The organism is Shewanella sp. MSW (assembly GCF_007636515.1).
GTDB classification, from domain to species: domain Bacteria; phylum Pseudomonadota; class Gammaproteobacteria; order Enterobacterales; family Shewanellaceae; genus Shewanella; species Shewanella indica.
This window is the reverse complement of the sequence record NZ_LVDR01000026.1, coordinates 17,269-33,225: the sequence shown is the minus strand read 5'-3', so window position 1 is coordinate 33,225 and position 15,957 is coordinate 17,269. Positions and strand designations below refer to the sequence as shown.

Annotated in this window: 17 protein-coding genes; 3 read left to right on the top strand and 14 right to left on the bottom strand. The window is 51.2% G+C overall.

Translation table 11 applies throughout. The features are described from left to right. The 14 genes from AYI96_RS20690 to AYI96_RS19420 all read right to left on the bottom strand — a co-directional run. Nucleotides 1-1,292: flagellin (locus AYI96_RS20690; RefSeq protein ID WP_144362186.1), on the bottom strand; the 1,292-nt coding region annotated here is incomplete at its 3' end. A 95-nt stretch (nt 1,293-1,387) separates the two neighbouring features. Further along, nucleotides 1,388-2,593: a flagellar hook-associated protein FlgL gene (flgL, locus tag AYI96_RS19480; protein WP_101056059.1), complete on the bottom strand. Its 1,206-nt coding sequence runs from the start codon at nt 2,591-2,593 to the stop codon at nt 1,388-1,390. Nucleotides 2,594-2,604: 11 nt separating this feature from the next. Continuing rightward, entirely contained in the window at nt 2,605-4,530 is a 1,926-nt protein-coding gene (gene flgK / locus AYI96_RS19475; RefSeq protein WP_039034355.1) for a flagellar hook-associated protein FlgK, read from the bottom strand. 20 nt (nt 4,531-4,550) lie between these two features. Continuing rightward, nucleotides 4,551-5,561 carry a flagellar assembly peptidoglycan hydrolase FlgJ gene (gene flgJ, locus AYI96_RS19470; protein ID WP_039034356.1) on the bottom strand — a complete coding sequence of 337 codons (1,011 nt, stop codon included), beginning with the start codon at nt 5,559-5,561 and terminating at the stop codon, nt 4,551-4,553. Between the two features lie 25 nt (nt 5,562-5,586). Beyond that, the gene (locus tag AYI96_RS19465; RefSeq protein WP_025011052.1) at nt 5,587-6,678 is read right to left on the bottom strand and encodes a flagellar basal body P-ring protein FlgI; all 1,092 of its coding nucleotides are present in this window, start codon (nt 6,676-6,678) and stop codon (nt 5,587-5,589) included. Between the two features lie 10 nt (nt 6,679-6,688). Beyond that, nucleotides 6,689-7,363 carry a flagellar basal body L-ring protein FlgH gene (gene flgH, locus AYI96_RS19460; RefSeq protein WP_039034357.1) on the bottom strand — a complete coding sequence of 225 codons (675 nt, stop codon included), beginning with the start codon at nt 7,361-7,363 and terminating at the stop codon, nt 6,689-6,691. 12 nt (nt 7,364-7,375) lie between these two features. Continuing rightward, nucleotides 7,376-8,164: a flagellar basal-body rod protein FlgG gene (gene flgG / locus AYI96_RS19455; protein ID WP_039034358.1), complete on the bottom strand. Its 789-nt coding sequence runs from the start codon at nt 8,162-8,164 to the stop codon at nt 7,376-7,378. Nucleotides 8,165-8,175: 11 nt separating this feature from the next. After that, on the bottom strand, nt 8,176-8,919 hold the full coding sequence (gene flgF / locus AYI96_RS19450) for a flagellar basal-body rod protein FlgF (protein ID WP_039034359.1): 744 nt from the start codon (nt 8,917-8,919) through the stop codon (nt 8,176-8,178). A gap of 165 nt (nt 8,920-9,084) precedes the next feature. After that, nucleotides 9,085-10,446, bottom strand: a complete 1,362-nt coding sequence (gene flgE / locus AYI96_RS19445) for a flagellar hook protein FlgE (protein ID WP_071476990.1) — start codon at nt 10,444-10,446, stop codon at nt 9,085-9,087. Nucleotides 10,447-10,500: 54 nt separating this feature from the next. Then, on the bottom strand, nt 10,501-11,184 hold the full coding sequence (gene flgD, locus AYI96_RS19440; protein ID WP_039034361.1) for a flagellar hook assembly protein FlgD: 684 nt from the start codon (nt 11,182-11,184) through the stop codon (nt 10,501-10,503). Between the two features lie 14 nt (nt 11,185-11,198). Beyond that, complete coding sequence (gene flgC / locus AYI96_RS19435; RefSeq protein ID WP_025011047.1) at nt 11,199-11,615, bottom strand: flagellar basal body rod protein FlgC; 417 nt, start codon at nt 11,613-11,615, stop codon at nt 11,199-11,201. Between the two features lie 2 nt (nt 11,616-11,617). Beyond that, nucleotides 11,618-12,016 (bottom strand): flagellar basal body rod protein FlgB, encoded by a 399-nt coding sequence (gene flgB / locus AYI96_RS19430; RefSeq protein WP_144362185.1) that lies wholly within the window; start codon nt 12,014-12,016, stop codon nt 11,618-11,620. 175 nt (nt 12,017-12,191) lie between these two features. Then, complete coding sequence (locus AYI96_RS19425) at nt 12,192-13,025, bottom strand: CheR family methyltransferase (protein ID WP_039034363.1); 834 nt, start codon at nt 13,023-13,025, stop codon at nt 12,192-12,194. A gap of 144 nt (nt 13,026-13,169) precedes the next feature. Further along, nucleotides 13,170-14,090, bottom strand: a complete 921-nt coding sequence (locus AYI96_RS19420) for a chemotaxis protein CheV (RefSeq protein WP_039034364.1) — start codon at nt 14,088-14,090, stop codon at nt 13,170-13,172. 187 nt (nt 14,091-14,277) lie between these two features. On the opposite strand from AYI96_RS19420, the gene flgA reads away from it, so the two are divergent. The 3 genes from flgA to AYI96_RS19405 all read left to right on the top strand — a co-directional run bounded on the left by flgA (nt 14,278) and on the right by AYI96_RS19405 (nt 15,807). Next, nucleotides 14,278-14,985 (top strand): flagellar basal body P-ring formation chaperone FlgA, encoded by a 708-nt coding sequence (gene flgA, locus AYI96_RS19415; RefSeq protein ID WP_039034365.1) that lies wholly within the window; start codon nt 14,278-14,280, stop codon nt 14,983-14,985. Nucleotides 14,986-15,055: 70 nt separating this feature from the next. Continuing rightward, entirely contained in the window at nt 15,056-15,376 is a 321-nt protein-coding gene (flgM, locus tag AYI96_RS19410; protein WP_039034366.1) for a flagellar biosynthesis anti-sigma factor FlgM, read from the top strand. Further along, nucleotides 15,376-15,807 carry a flagella synthesis protein FlgN gene (locus AYI96_RS19405; RefSeq protein WP_039034367.1) on the top strand — a complete coding sequence of 144 codons (432 nt, stop codon included), beginning with the start codon at nt 15,376-15,378 and terminating at the stop codon, nt 15,805-15,807. Before flgM ends, AYI96_RS19405 begins: the two co-directional genes overlap by 1 nt. Nucleotides 15,808-15,957: the final 150 nt, after the last annotated feature.

Below are 15,957 nucleotides of genomic sequence, written 5' to 3'. Positions count from 1 at the left end.
CGGCTACGGGCATCAGATACGTTGGTGCTAATGCTATTCAAGTTGTTGATAGTAAAGCTCATCCGGTTTTGCACCGCACCCAGGTCAGCACGTTGGTTATCAATCATTGCTATTGCACCATCAATTACATCTAACGCTGATTGCGCACCAGAAGCTGTCGCAATATCAATATCTTCAATCGTTGAAAGTGAAGATTGCACTGTCGCGGCTGAAGTAATTGCCGCAGCACCCGATAATTCAAAAGACGTATTCGCTGCAAAAGACAACACACCATTAGCATTTGCGGAACCAGCATCAGCCACTGTGTGCGCAGTACCCGCTGTACCATCAATGACCGCCGCAACATCAAAGCCATTATTGCCTGACACAATGGCAATATCTTTACCTTCTGCTTGAGTAACTTGAACTTTACCGTCAACAATCGCCGCAGATATGCCCTTGTCTGCTCCGTTGGTATTTATTTGGTCAACTAAATCGGCATCATCAGCCGCACCAGTAACAACAGCACCACCAATTGTCGCATTTAGACCTGCGCCTCCAGTGGTATAATCTAAATCACTTAACTCAATTGTGTTATACGCTTGCGCTTTTACTCCTGTAGTTGCGCTTACATCATTAAACTTCTTCGCAATCGTCGAAGCATCATCCGCTGCTACAATATCAATATCGGTTGTATTACCTGAATTATTATTGGTTAGAGTGATTTTTGTATCTGCATACACGGCTGTCCCATCATCAACAACACCTGCCGTTGTACCTACTGCAGGCGCTATCTTACTTGAACCGATAGCATCTGCTGACACATTACGTAAGCTCACTGAAATAGTCTCATTGGCATTCGCACCTACCTGAAATGCTTGACTACCATAACTACCATCCAACAGTTTCTGATTTCCAAAAGAAGTGGTATCTGCAATTCGGGTTAATTCAGATTGTAGGGCCGACAACTCTTTTTGCATGGCAGCGCGGTCCTCGGCCGAGTTGGAGCCGTTGGCCGATTGCAGTGACAAATCACGCATACGCTGCAAAATATTGGTGGACTCCTGCATGGCACCTTCGGCCGTTTGGGCGATAGAAATACCGTCATTGGCGTTGCGTTGGGCCACATCCAGGCCGTTAATCTGACTGGTCAGACGGTTGGAGATTTGCAGACCGGCAGCATCGTCTTTGGCGCTGTTAATACGCAGGCCACTGGACAGACGCTCCATGGAGGTCTGCAGATGGTTGTTGGCGCCGTTAAGATTTTTCTGCGCCTTCAATGAAGTTACGTTGGTATTAACGGTAATAGCCATGTTGAGTTCCTCTTCCTAGTTTTAGCGCCAAGACTCGGAGCTTGGCTAAAATTGTTAACAATTTATCTGACAGACGGGTAGGCCTTTGTTTACTGTTAAATAAAGTCAAACAGGGAAACAGAACCCACTCTGCTGAATACATTTGAAACGGCATTCAAGGCCAACTGCTGTTTTTGAAATTCGGTTATCGCCGCGGCGTAATCGAGATCTTCCAGCAGTGACAATGCCGACTTATTCACCAACTCTTCTTCTGCATGATTGCTGCTGTAGCTTTCGAGGCTCTTGAGACTATTGCCCGCAACGCCTCTGGCTACACCGAGTTGAGTCATACCACTATCAAGATTATCCAATAACTGTGCCAACTCAGCTTGTCCGTTGGGGGTATTGATCAGATCGGGATCCTCCAGCAGGGTTATCGCCTGTTGAATGGTGTCGAAAATCGGCACCTCGGCCTTAGGTTCCATGGTGAAGGAATCCCCGCCAGCCGGCGTGCCATCCAGCTTCACCTCTATACCGTTGAAGCTCACTGGATTACTGGCATCGAAGTTAGCCACATTGCTGACAGCCGTACCGCTTGAATCCAACACTTGCAAATCAACCCCACCAGCGCCGTTATCGGTAAAGTTAAAGGTGTAGGTATCAGCCACATGGCTCCCAGGAGGGCTTATTTTGGCACTGAGTACCCTGAACTCCCCGGTTTGCGGGGCCAAATAATTGACGCCGTAGTCACCCAAGGCGTTGGCAGCATTCATAAAAGCCGAGTCCCCGGGAATATTGGTGCCCATAGCAACCCCTTGTGCCACCAAGGCATCACGAACGCCGCTGTCACCGCTGTAAACCATGTTGCCGCTGGCATCGAAGGCAAAGGGCTGAGTATCTGTGTTGTATCCGGCAAACAGGTAATTGCCTGACTCATCCTGGGTATTGGCAATACTTAGAAGTTCATCCAAACTGCTGCGCATTTCATCGGCAATAGTTTGCCGCTCCGAGGGACCAAGGGTGCCATTTACTGCACGCAGCATCTGTTCACGAATGCCGGTGACCAAAGTTTCGGCGCTGCCGAGCTTGCTTTCCGCCAAAGATAAGCGGTTTTTGCTATAGTCCACATTCTTGAGATACTGCTGCACCAGCGCATTTTGCTGATAAAGGTTGTCTATGCCGATAGCTGCAACCGGATCATCACCGGCAGTGTTGACCTTTTTACCGCTGGATAGCTGCTCGAGGATCCTGTTGGTATCGGTTTGCTTCTGCAGAATGCTGTTTAAATTCTGCTGATACATCTGTGAAGTTGAAATACGCATCTCTCAAGCTCCTATCGAACCGAACTGAACAGGGTGTCGAACAGGGCATTGGCCGTAGTCATGATCCGTGCCGATGCCTGATAGGCCTGTTGGAACTGCATCAAATTGGCCGCTTCTTCATCCAGGTTAACCCCGGATTCCGATTGCACCCTGGCATAGGCCTGGTTGTAAATGGCCTCCGCCGAACCGGCCCTGACTTGGGCAGATTTGGTTTGGCTGCCAATATCCAGCTTGGTCTTTTCAAACACATCACCCAGGGTCGACTTACCGTTATTCATTATCTTGCTGTCACTGAGTTTGGCCATGGCCACGGCATTGGTGTTGTCACCCGGCGCAAAGCTGAGATCAAAGGTGAAACTCTCACTACCGCCACTGCTGCCATCAACTTCAAAAGTAAAACCAAAGGCGCTGATCTGCGGCGGAGTGCCCGCAGCCGTCCCGGTTGCCAAAGAAGCGCCGTTGACATCAAATACTTCATAGCCAGGTGGATTGACACTGGTATCCAGGGTGAATGTCAGTTCACTGTCAGTCACGGGGAAGTTAGCCGCGCTTCTGTCGTCTATGCTGACCAGCTTCACTGAAGTGCTGCCTGAATTACCTGCGTTGGCGGTAATTTTCGGCGCCGCTGCGGCAATACCCTTGGGATCGGACATCACTACATCTATGTTGGCCGCCGCATTGGCCGTTGGCCGTATTTCAAACCTGTCACCGGCAGCCATGGCACCGGCATCAATTTTGATACTGAAGCCGTTGGCGCCTTCCAGGGTATCGCCGTTGAGCGTCAAATTGGTCACCGCCCCCGTCTTCATGTCTTTGAGTTCATAAGTACCGGCATTGGTATAGTTCAGCTCATAACTGCTGCCGGAAAGGGCGCCGACATCATCGATATTAACGCTCAAAGAAGCTGTGCCCACGTTGCCGGAATAGGCGCCGACACGGCCGGCGGCAATCACAGGGTCATTGATATCGGTAAAAATGGGTTGTCCGAGCTCGCCATTGAGATCAAAACCCTGGGACTGCATCTCGTTAAAAGCATCGGCAATTCCCAGCGCCAACTGCCCCAGCTCATGACTGGCGGGCATCAGGGTGTTGTCACGAAAATCAAATAAGGCGCCCAGTTGCCCCCCAAGCTTGGCGGGGTCAGCCTTCAACTCGTTGCCCCCGAGGCTATAGGTCAGCTCTGGCTCATTGGGGAAGGGGTCACCTGCGGTCATGCCCATGGTCATGGCCACTTCACCGGATACCAACATAAAAGAGCTGCCCAGCATGATGGAGCGGGCACCGTTTTCCAGCGGGATCACATTGACTTCGGCGTACTGGCTTAACTCTTTAATCAGCGCATCTTGCTTATCCAACAGCTGCGCATCGTTACCGGGTGACTTCATCAGTTCAAGATTGATCTGCGCCATCTCTTTACTGATCTCATTGATCCTGGTGGTAATGCTTTCAATCTGATCATTGGTTTGCTGCACCTGACCTGTCAGATGACTCTGCATTTGATTGAGATTCTGCGCCAGTTGTGAAGCCGAATTGAGCACAGAGCCGCGGATCCCCAGATCCGCTGGCAGGTCAGCCAGACTGTTGAGGCCGGAGAAAAAGTCATTCAATGAGGCAGGCACCGCCTTGCCTATTTGGGAAAACAGCTGGTCAAGCCCGCTGAGCTTGGTGTAGCTGGCCTCGGCAGCACTGAGCCCTGTCTGACCGATACGCAGCTCTCTGGCAGCATAATCATTGTAGATACGCTTTACATCCTGCACATAAGTACCTGTGCCATAGAAGTTATTGCCAAGACGCATTGAGGTGGAGCTGCCCTGAATAGCCACCTGGCGGTGATAGCCTTCGGTATTGACGTTGGCAATATTGTTACTGGTCACCCCTAATTGTGATTGGGCAGCCAGGATCCCACTGCGGGCTATATTGAACAGATCCATAGACATGGGTTATCGCTCCTGCACCTTTACTGGCCCGGCTTTGAGCCGAACTCCTGCAACAACTGACCAAAATCGGCCTTGATGGTATCCAGCACTTTCATCACCTTGTTGGCATATTGAGGATCCGTGGCGTATCCCGCCTCGGCCAGTGCCTTAATAAACTCGTCGGGATTAGCGGCCATCTTGCGCGCCTGGCTGTAACGATCGTTATCGGAAATAAAGCTGACAAAATCATCAAAGCTCTGCTCAAAACTGTCGTACACCCGAAAGTCGGCCTTTTGCCGCACAGCTGTGCCCTGCTCATATTCCAGGGTCGACACCGCCGCTTTCTCACCCTGCCAACGTCTGTCGGCCTTGATATTGAACAGGTTGTTGCTGGACTCACCTTTATGACCACGGACCATTTTCTGGCCCCAACCTGTCTCCAACGCCGATTGCGCCAGCAAGACTTCGGGTTGAGTCCCCAAGGCATCGGCGGCAACCTTGGCATGAGGATAAAGCTGTCTGACAAACTCTTCCTGACTGCCGATTGCCGGCCGCGCCTGCCGCCATGACGGCAATACTTTGCCGCTCAATACCTGCTGCAGACTGTCACTGCTTGGCAGCGCGGATGCTTTGGCCGCAGTCGCTTCAACACCGGATATCTTCTCTGTCTGGCCGCCGTTCAAAGCCGTGACATTGCGGTTATCGACATCGCCGCGGAGCACTGAGGCCGGGGTAATGCCGGAATTTTCCGGTGACAACTGCTGCACCATGAGATCCGCCAGCCCCAGCATGCCTTTGGAGGACAGCTCCACCGACATCTGCTGATCGTGCATCTGCTCGTAGAACTTGGTGTACTGACTGTTCATCGGGCTGTCGGATTCAAATATCGCGTTGGCATCTCGCATGCTTTTCATCAACATCTGCACAAAGATGCCTTCAAACTGCTGCGCGACTTCTTTAAGCGCTGCTTTTTGATCCTGCTGCGCCTGGGCTCTGAGCTTGTCCAGCCCACCGAGATCCAGAAATTGCGAAGCATCAGCCATTTTGTTCATAGTCGATAAACCAATGTGCCATTAATCAGATGATGATGAGTTCACCATGCAAAGCCCCTGCCATCTTTAAGGCTTCGAGGATTGCCAACACATCCGATGGCGCCGCGCCCACCATATTCACCGCCCGCACCAACTCATCGAGGGAAGTGCCCGGGTTGAACATAAACATACGCCGGTTGTCCTGAGCCACATCTATGGTGCTGTTGCTGGTCACCGCAGTCTGGCCGCCGGCCAGGGCATTGGGTTGAGAAACCTGAGTTGCTTCGGCAATGGTGACGGTAAGGCCGCCATGGGTCACAGCCGCTGGCAAGAGTTTGACGTCCTTACCCACCACTATGGTGCCGGTGCGGGAGTTGACTATCACCTTGGCCGATTCATCGGCAGGCTCAACCTGAATATTTTCCAGGGTGGCCAGGAAAGATACCCGCTGCGACACATCTCTGGGGGCGCTGACCTGAATGGAAGAAGCATCGAGCGCCCGCGCCATACCCGGGCCGAGTAAGCCGTTAATAGCATCAGCGGTACGCTTTGCGGTGGAGAAATCGGCTCGGTGCAGGTTAAAAGTCAAGTGATCGCCATTACCGAAGGGGCTGGCCACTTCACGCTCGACTATGCCGCCGTTGGGAATGCGGCCCACAGTTGGCGTGTTCTGGATAACCTTGGAACCATCCAGCCCCTCGGCACTGAAGCCGCTGACCACCAGACTCCCCTGGGCGATGGCGTAAACATTGCCATCCACCCCTTTGAGGAAAGTCTGCAGAAGGGTACCGCCGCGCAGGCTCTTGGCTTCCCCAAGACTCGATACAGTCACATCCAGGGTTTGTCCCGGCTTGATAAATGGCGGCATATCGGCATGCACAGCCACCACGGCAATATTCTTTATCTTGGGCCTGAAGTTATCCGGCAGATTGATGCCAAAATTCTTCAACATGGTCTTGAAGGTCTGCTCAGTGTAACGGGTCTTCTCCCCGGTTCCCGGCAACCCCACCACCAGGCCGTAGCCTATCAACTGGTTGTCCCTGACCCCTTGGATATCGGCGATATCCTTGATGCGCTCGGCCTGCCCCGGCAGCGAAACCAGCAAACAGGCAAGTGCCATGATTAATTTTATTTTCATGAGCTTATCCTCAGAAAGGCCACCAGTCAGAGAGGAAGAACTGGCTCAGCCAGCCCACCTTTTGCGACTCGGCAAAAGTGCCGGTACCGCTGTACTGAATACGGGCATTGGCGACTTTGGGCGAATCTATGGTGTTTTCAGGGGTAATATCCTGCGGCCGAATAATGCCGGTTACCCGAATAAATTCGTCGCCATTATTGATGGTGATCCACTTTTCACCGCGAATAACCAGGTTGCCATTGCCCAGCACCTGCATCACGTTGGCCGAGATCTGCCCGGAGAGACTGTTACTCTGATCGGCATCGGCCTCGCGATTGGTATCCATGCTGTCGCCGTAGCGAAAATCCAACGGGTTGCCCTTGATGGTGACATTGTTGCCGCCCATGTAGAGCGGGTTCACTGACATGTCCGAGCCTTTTTTGATCTTGTTGCCGACGCTCTTTTTCGCTTGGGTCGACTCCACCAACACAACAGTGATGATGTCCCCTACCCTGTGCGCCCGCAGATCCGAATAAAGTGAAGATGCCTGGCTGTCCTGATAGATAGAGCCGGTCGGTGCGATTCGGGTCGGCGGCGCTTCAGGATACACAGGCGCAAAATAGGGATCATCGGCTATCGGTTTGTTCTGGGTAGAGCTGCAAGCCCCCAGAAATAAAGCCGGAATGATAAGGAATAAGGGTTTCATCACATCACCTCATCACAGATTCTGGTTCACATAGGCCAGCATCTGGTCTACGGCTGAGATAACCTTGGAGTTCATTTCATAAATCCGCTGACTTTCAATCAGATTGACCAGCTCTTCGGTCACATTAACGTTGGAAGTTTCCAGCGATCCCTGACGAATAGAGCCCAATCCATCCAGTGAGGCAGTCCCCTGAATTGGGGTACCGCTGGCGCCCGTCTCCAGATAGAGGTTTTGCCCTATGGGATCCAGGCCGGACGGATTGATGAAATCAGAGATGGTCAACTGCCCGACCACCTGGTTTTCGGCGGCGCCCGGGGTTTTAACCGATACTTCGCCTTCGGCGGAAACGGTAATACTGGTGGCATCGTCCGGAATGGTAATGGCAGGCTGCAACACATAGCCGGCGCCGGAAGTCACTATCTGGCCGGTATCATCCAAACTGAACTGGCCGTTACGAGTGTAGGCTGTGGTGCCGTCCGGCAGTTGGATTTCAAAGAATCCCGGACCTTCAATCATCATGTCCAGCGCGTTATCAGTGGTTTGCAGGTTACCCTGGGAGAAAATTTTCTGGGTGGCCACGACCTTGGTACCTGCGCCCAGGTTAAGGCCATTGGGCAACTTGGTGTTGGAGGCGCTGATACCGCCGGCCTGATTGACTGTCTGGTACAGTAAGTCTTCAAATATCGCCCGGCCCTTCTTGTAGCCTATGGTGCTGGCATTAGCGACGTTATTTGAAATCACCGAGATGTCCGTTTGCTGGGCATCTAACCCAGTCTTACTTATCCATAACGCGGGATGCATATCAATTACTCCTAGCTAATGCGCATCAGTGAAGCGGACGACTTGTCGTTCTCTTCTGCGGTTTTCATCATTTTTACCTGCAGCTCAAACTGACGTTGCAGCTCAATCAGGTTGACCATCTCATCCACGGCATTGACATTACTGCCTTCCACGGCGCCGCTTTCCACATTGACAAAGGGATCGGCGGCGGCCGGATTGCCATCCAGGGTACGGAACAAGCCATCTTCACCGCGCATCAGGTTCTGATTGCCCGGGTTAACCAACTTGATGCGACCCACCTCCTCTATCACCTCGGCGGTTGCGCCTTGAGGACGAATAGAAATAGTGCCGTCTGTGGCAACCTGAATTTTGTCTATCGGCAGCGGCAGCACTATCGGGCCGTTATCACCCATTACCGGGTTGCCCCTGTCGTTACGCAGCAAACCTGTAGTGTCAAAACTCAGACTACCGGAGCGGGTATAGGCCTCACTGCCATCGGCGGCCTGCACCGCAATCCAGCCTTGATCTTTGATGGCAATATCCAGATCCCGTCCGGTCGATTTGATAGGGCCGGACTGAAAGTTGGCCGAGGGCGACTCTGTCATGGCGAACACCCGGGTCGGCAAGCCCTCACCGAAGGCTTGCATCGCACGGGCCTGAGCCATGTCGGACTTGAAACCATCTGTGTTGGCATTGGCCAGGTTGTTACCCCTAACCGCCAGCGCATTCATGTTTTGTTTGGCGCCAGTCATGGCGACATAGAGAAGTTTGTCCACCTGCTGCTCCGTCAATCTTTTTACCTATTCAGGTAAAAGCAAACATCGTGCCAATAAAATGAGCAGTTGAGCACAAGGACAGCAGAAGAACTTCAGTGACTTGGGAGTTAATAGACAAAGATGCGGCAAGACATTGCCGGGCGGCAATGTCTTGCGCAGGAAGGCTTAGCGGATCTGCAGCACGGTTTGCTGTAGTGTATTGTTCACTTCCAAAGTACGGGAGTTGGCCTGGAAGTTACGTTGGGCCGAAATCAGGTCCACCAACTCAGTGGTCAGGTCGACGTTGGATTGCTCCAGTGTTGATGAACGGATACTGCCAAACACACCGCTGTTGGCCTCACCGGCCAGCGCCGCGCCTGAATCCAGGCTGGCTTTCCAGGAGGTGTTGCCCACCTGGCTCAGTCCCTGCTCATTGGAGAAGCGTGCCAACGCCACCCGTGCCAGAGGCACTGTTGAGCCATTGCTATACTTAGCAGAGATCAAACCATCTGTACCCACTTCCACATTAGTCAAACGGCCCACTGTTACACCATCCTGCGTCAATTCCGTGGCGTTGAACTTTTCCGAGAACTGGGTCGGATTGTTGAAATCTATGGTTATCGCTTGAGTGCCGTCAGCAGCAGGACCAAGAACGTTGGCCCCACCAACCCCCAACTGCTCTGTGGTGATCACCGCAGGATCGGAACCTATATAACCGCCGACATCGTTGAACTTAAGCACGGCACCAGTCCAGCCACCTGCAGTTTGTGCTGTGCCTGTACCATCCGCAGTACCGTCACCGTTAGTGTCCGTGTTGTAGGTTCCGGCGCCGCCGCCCAGATTGACCGGCTTGTCGTCAATGGCGTAGTAGGCCACCCAGTTACTCTCACCGGTATGAGCACCATTTTCCGGACGCACAAAATAAGTGGTCAAAGTGTGGGAGTTACCCAAAGAGTCATAAATGGTCACTGCAGTGGAGTTATTAAAAGTATCTGACTTGGATGGGTCAAACAGCGCCGGATCTTTAGTTTCTTGAGTGGAGTCCAGGTTCATGCTAATGCCAACATTGTTGGTTTTCTGCGGGCTACCGGCAGTATCCGGGATCTGCACCGGCTTGGTGGTAGTCAGACTCACAGAAGTGGAGTTACCATCTTTATCGACCGGGAAGCTCTGCAGATAATTACCGGCAGCATCGACCAAAAAGCCGTTGTCATCACGCTTAAAAGCTCCGGCGCGGGTGAAAGAGTAATCCTGACTGCCGACACTGGATGATGTCACGAAGAAACCACCACCGTTGATCGCCATATCCAGCGCATTGTTGGTGGAGTTCAGGTTCCCCTGATGGAACTGCTGTGCCACCTGAGTGGTGGTGACACCGCCGCCCACAGTGGTTCTACCATTGGAGAAAATCGAGCTGGCGTACACATCAGCAAACTCGGCCCGGGATTCTTTAAAGCCTATCGTCTTAACGTTGGCAATATTGTTGGCCGTGGTATTGAGATCTTTCTGCGCCGCAGCAATCCCACTCAGAGCAATGTTAAAAGACATAATTCACCTCATGATTTTCAGATACTGTCCGGCGCAGCCGGGGCAGAAACAGAATTAAACTTCGGAAACAGCCAGCACATCGGCCAATCTGATCCCGCCAATACCTCTTAGATTCAACACGGCGCCGGTGGCAGAGTTGAGTGATACACTGGTCACGTGGGCATAGGAACTGACGATAAGATCCTGGGACTTTCCATCAACAACCCCGCTGGCCTTCATGGTATAGATGCCTTTATCGACAGGGTTTCCGTCCTTATCCAGGCCATCCCATTCCACATCTATATTGCCGCCGGCACTACCGTCGACCTCAAAGGTTTTGATCACCTGACCAGCTTCATCTTCAATCGTTACTTTAATTGAAGGGATCTTTTCCGGTGATGTGATTACCCCTTTAAGCGTTGGGTCTTCCTCGGAAACATAGCCGGTGCCCGCCGGGATCAACACTTTTTGCCCTACCAGGCCAGATGCCTGCAATGCCTGACTCGAAGTCATTAACGAATTGAGGTTAACTATTTCTTCATTCAGGTTAGAGATACCATCCACTGTGGCAAACGACGCCATCTGGGCGATCATCTGATCGTTATCCACCGGCTTAAAAGGATCCTGCATCGACAACTGCTGACTCAGCAGCGAAAAGAAGTCTTCCTGGGTCAGTTGTTGATTATTGCTTTTCTTGGTTTCAGTACCCGATTGCACCTGGATACTGTCGAGAAAAGGGTTAACTGAATTGACGCTCATGGGCTATGCCTCCGTTATTTGCCCATTCTCAGGGTTTGTTGCAGCATGGACTTGGCTGCATCGGCTACCTGAACATTCATCTGATAGGAACGGGAGGCGGAAATCATATCGGCCATCTCTTCCACTACATTGACATTAGGTTTGTAGATAAAACCGTCGGCATCGGCCATGGGATGATCCGGCGAATACTCTTTCAGTAAAGGTTTATCGCTTTCCACTATACCCTTTACCTTTACCGCAGCGCCTTGTTGCTGTTGGCCGTTCGCCTTGGCCAGCTCGGCCTCAAAAATAGGATGCCGTGCCTTGTAGGTCTTATCGATACTGGAAGAAACAGAATCTGCGTTGGCTATGTTACTGGCGGTAGTATTCAAGCGTACCGACTGCGCCGACATTCCCGAACCCGCAACATTGAAGATATTGTACAAGCTCATGGTTAATCTCCTTTCAATGCCTTTTTCATGCCGGCGAACTTACCGTCGAGGAATCCGAGCGACATCTGATATTCAAGCGCATTTTGCATAAAGGCCTGCTGCTCTTTTTGCATCTCGACTGTGTTGCCATCCCCAGTGTCCGGTTGATCCGGCACCCGATATTGCACATGTTGGGCTGTCAGCGCCTTGAGGTCGAAATGCTTTTCAGACGTTGCCGCCATATTCATTCCCTGTTGCCGCCCTTTGGCCGCCTGCAACGCCGAAGAAAAGTCCACATCCCGAGCCTTGTAGTGTGGGGTATCGGCATTGGCTATATTGCTGGCAAGCACTTCGGCACGCTGGGCGCGAATACCCAGAGTGTATTGATGTATGCCAAGGGCCTTATCGAAACTGATCGCCATAAAACCGCCTCCTCCAATGACTCGATAAAAACAAAGCAAGCTTTGTGCCAGATGTAGAGTGGAGGATAACAGATACGAAGATGATGGCCGTTAGGGTGAAAAGTAAGACAGAAAAGGCCCGTTCAAGTTGACGAGCCTTTCAAATTATTTAATTAAAAATCAAATAATTAGGTTGTTAATTTTTCTTTTGATAATAGATACCTGGGTTACAGCGCACCATGTCGAATTCATCGGTCAACCCGGCAATCGACTCGCTGGCCCCTAAAAACAGTATCCCCTTGGGATTGAGAGCGGCAGCAAATTGCCGCAGTATTTTTGCCTTTGCCTCCGGGGCAAAATAGATAAGTACGTTACGGCAAAAGATGATGTCGAACTTGCCGAGCAAGGTGTAACTTTCAAGCAGGTTGTGAGCCCTAAAGCTGACCAAACGGCGCACATTGTCTTTAACCCGCATATTACCATTGGGCATAGCTTCAAAAAACTGACGCTTGCGCTCTTCGGACAGGCCCCGGGCCAATGCCAGCTTATCATACTCGGCATTTTTACAACGCTCGAGCATGGACGGCGATAGATCTGTGGCCTGGATTACCGCCCCACCCGGCAACGCCCCTGGCTTACGCTGTTGATATTCGAGCACTGTCATCGCCAGTGAATAGGGCTCCTGTCCGGAAGAACAGGCCGCCGACCAAATTTTCAATGGCCGCCCCAACTTGGCAAAACCGGGCAACAATGTATTGCCAAGTAATTCAAAAGGATACTTGTCCCGAAACCAAAGAGTTTCGTTGGTCGTCATGGCATCAATGACTTCAGCCCGTAATTGGCGCTCTGTGGGTCGCATCGATTGCTTAACAACGTCCGACAGGGATGGCAAACCATATTTCCCCATCAAAGGCGCCAAGCGGCTGCGAACCAAATACTGTTTGTTCTCACCCAATACAATGCCACTGTGCTGCTCAAGAAACAGCCTGAATTGATTGTACTCAGTTTCTGCGAGAGATTTATCTGGCACCTTAGTGTCCTAACTATCCGTAAAAACGTCACTGCGAATCGAGGCAGCAACATTTAAAAACTGGGGCTGCGTTATACCCCAGCCCCATTTGCAACACAAGCAGACCAACTCACTATAGCCATAAAAAGTCACAGCAGACAAAGGCTATAGACTCAGATGCTTGTTAACAGCAGAAGCCAGTTCGTCGGGGTTGAACTTGGCAATAAAATCATTGGCGCCCACTTTCTGTACCATGGCTTGATTGAATACCCCGCTCAACGAGGTATGCAGCACTACCTTGATATTTTTCAGTTTGGGATCATCACGGATCTCGGCAGTCAGAGTGTAACCATCCATTTCCGGCATTTCGATATCCGAAATAATCAACGGGATTTCATCGGCAACATTGTCCATACCAGACGCTATACTCTTCAGTTTTTCCAATGCTTCCCGACCATCTTTAGCGGTATCTATCTGCAGATTCAACGAAGACAATGCGCGAATGATCTGTTTGCGCGCCACAGAGGAGTCGTCAATCACCATAATATGATAATGCTGCTCCCTGTCGATTGTGAGAGATTCATCCATTTCTTGGCTGATATCTGTCTTTACCGGTGAAATTTCATCAAGAATTTTCTCCACATCGAGTATTTCAACCAGTTCACCTTCGATTTCGGTCACTGCAGTCAGGTAAGAGTATCGTCCCGCGCCTTCCGGCGGCGGCATGATAGACTCCCAATTCATGTTAATGATCCGCTCAACTGAACGAACCAGAAACCCCTGCACGCTGCGGTTGTATTCGGAAATAATGATGAAGCAATCCTTGACATCATCTATGGGTTTACCACCGGTCGCCGCACTGAGATCGATAACCGACACAGTCGTACCGCGAATATGGGCCACGCCCTTAACAAAGGCGTTCAACTTGGGCAATATCGTCAGTGGTGGGCACTGCAAAACCTCTTTGACTTTGAATACATTGATACCGAATCTTTGTCTGCCGTTAAGTTTGAACAACAGAAGTTCGAGGCGATTTTGTCCGACCAGTTGAGTGCGTTTATTGACTGATTCAAGAATGCTCGACATAAGGCTGCCTTGTTGTCTTTATATTGAGAAATACCCGCTGTCCCACAGACAGGCATACTATTTGCTTTATCCAAGACACTGATGCCCAGTCAAATTTCTGACTAAACCTATGGTGAAGCCAGTACTGGGAACCGCGAATCATTGAAAGTATAGGTGTAATCTGGCGAGACAAGCTAGCCTGTTCATTATGAAAGTAAATATTGCATACCTTTTGGCTACAATTTTAATGCCCATCGCAACAATGGCGGCAGAGAGCAGCTTTGTTCCCAGTATATCGGCCATGGAAAGCCTGGCTAAAGAGGCAGTGGCCAAAAAAGTGCTGGCGGGCACAGATGCACAAATTACCATCACCCCGCAGCGGCTGGATTCCAGGCTCACTCCCCCTAGATGTAATTCGCCTTTAACGGCAGAACTTGCCAGCGACCGGGAGATAAGCCGCAACAATACGGTACGCATAGGTTGCAACAGCCCGGAGCTCAGCTACCCGTGGCAAATCTATGTCTCGGTACGGGTAGATATCAGTTATCCTGTGGTAGTGGCCACCCAAACTCTGGCCCCGGGCACTGTGCTGGGGCCTGAAAATCTAGCGCTGCGCTACATAGATGAAACCAGTCTGCGCGGCCAGCAGTTTGAGGATATTGCCACAGTGACGGGTACCCGCCTCAAGCGGCGCATAGCCAAAGACTATCCGTTATTTGCCGCCAATCTCTGTTTTGTTTGCAAAGGCGACAGAGTCTCTATTTATGCCGGTAACGAGAAGTTTCAAATAAAAACTGTTGGTGAAGCCCTGCATGATGGTAACCTTGGGGAACAGATTCGGGTAAAAAACACTCGCTCAGACAAAGTGTTGGAGGCTACTGTCACCAATGTGGGCGAAGTGGAAGTTCGAATGTAAAAAATGCTAAAGTTCTCCTTGGCTATGCCGATAAGACAGCAAGGTAATCAGAGAAAAGGCTGGAGCCGCGATGGCTATGGATATTAAACAACTGCAAAATCAACCCAGAGTGAATACAGGTTCACTCCCCAAGAACACGGCTCAGAGCAATCAAACAGCTCAGCAAGGGGCTGCTCCGCTGAAAACTGACTCGGTTGTGGTGTCGCAGCAAGCGCAGCAGTTGCAAGGAGTTCAGAGTAAGATGACCTCACTGCCGGAAATAGATCAAAAGAAGATCAGCGAAATCAAATTGGCGATCGCCGAAGGCAGATACAAGGTTGATCCGGAAAAACTGGCAGCCAACATCTCTCAATTTGAATCAGAACTGAACGCACTCAATAAAGGGTCCTGATGCCTGATACCCCGGATATAACCAGCCTGATAACACAGCAGATGACTCAACTCGAGCGTCTGCTGAACTTGATTGAGCAGGAAAAAAATGCCCTGCTCGATCGCAATGCCGATAATCTATTGCAACTGGCCCAAGACAAGAGCAATCTGCTCAATGAGGTCAAGGCAGTAGATGAGGCGCTCTCCTCTCATCCTGAACAAGCTAAACTCAGTCAGTCGCCATTGGCCGAACAGGTCAGTGAAGCCCGCGAACTATTGGCTACTTGCCAACTACGCAATCAGGAAAATGCCGGCCTGATAGAGCTGAGTATGGCCAGTATCAATCGCCTGGCACAGGCGCTGCAGGTGAGCCGCAATGCCTCCAGTCTGACTTATGACGGCAAAGGCAAGACTTCAACCATCGCCACTCTGGGCAACGATCTCAAGGCTTGATTTAAAGCCCTGCTGCTGTTCCATTACTTAAGCTAATTCAGTAAGTTCGGCTTCTTGGTGCGACCCAAACTCCTGTCCCCCCTTGCCTTCCCCCGACTAAACTCAGGGCGCTAAAGCCAAGGGGGTCAAATACAAGATGCCCCCCAGAAC